The 663-nt window shown below is 71.6% G+C and carries 1 protein-coding gene and 1 pseudogene; both read right to left on the bottom strand.

Features of this window, described 5'->3' with window-relative positions:
- A pseudogene (locus tag D7X55_RS40060) lies at nt 1–99 on the bottom strand (ActD-like protein); the annotation flags it as partial.
- Nucleotides 96–575 (bottom strand): RNA polymerase sigma factor, encoded by a 480-nt coding sequence (locus D7X55_RS40055; protein WP_121725723.1) that lies wholly within the window; start codon nt 573–575, stop codon nt 96–98. The pseudogene D7X55_RS40060 and the gene D7X55_RS40055, both read right to left, overlap by 4 nt.
- Nucleotides 576–663: the final 88 nt, after the last annotated feature.

Below are 663 nucleotides of genomic sequence, written 5' to 3'. Positions count from 1 at the left end.
GGACAGGCGGTCGCGGGCGGCGGCGAGTTCGTCCGGGGGCAGCTCCCCCAGGGCGATTCGCTCCAGCAGCCAGTCCGGGGTGCGGTGGGGGGACGTCATGCGGCCTCCAGCTCCTGCAGGACAGCGGACAGGGCCCGGAGGCGCTTGCGCACTCCGGACACGGACAGGCCCACCTCGCGGGCGGTCTCCTCCAGCGTCATGCCGTCCACCAGGTGGAGCACGGCGATGTCGCGGCTGGACGCGGGCACGCGGCCAAAGAGCCGGTCCAGCAGGCCCCGGGCGGCGGTGCGCGCCTCGGTGTCGCCGGACGCGGCGATTTTGAGCACCAGCTCGTCGTCGCGGTCCTCGGGGCGCCGCTTCGCGCCGCGAAGGCGGTTGAGGCACACGCGGGTGGCGATCTGATGCAGCAGGCTGGAGGGGCCCGCGTCCTTCAGCGCGGACTGGTAGCGCAGCAGTTGAACGAACACGTCATGCATGGCGTCCACGGCCTGTTCCTCGTCGCGCAGCAGGAAGCGGCAGCGCCGGAGCACCTGGGGGCCATAGCGTCGGTAATAGGCCTCCACATCGACGGACACCGCACGCGCCTCCCGGTTGGGCAGGGGAACACCGGCGCCCCGAAAACCTGTCACCGGCATTTTGACGAAAGCCGCGTCCCTACCCCTG

Source organism: Corallococcus sp. AB049A (assembly GCF_003668885.1).
GTDB lineage: Bacteria > Myxococcota > Myxococcia > Myxococcales > Myxococcaceae > Corallococcus > Corallococcus interemptor.
This window is presented reverse-complemented; position numbering and strand designations above follow the sequence as displayed.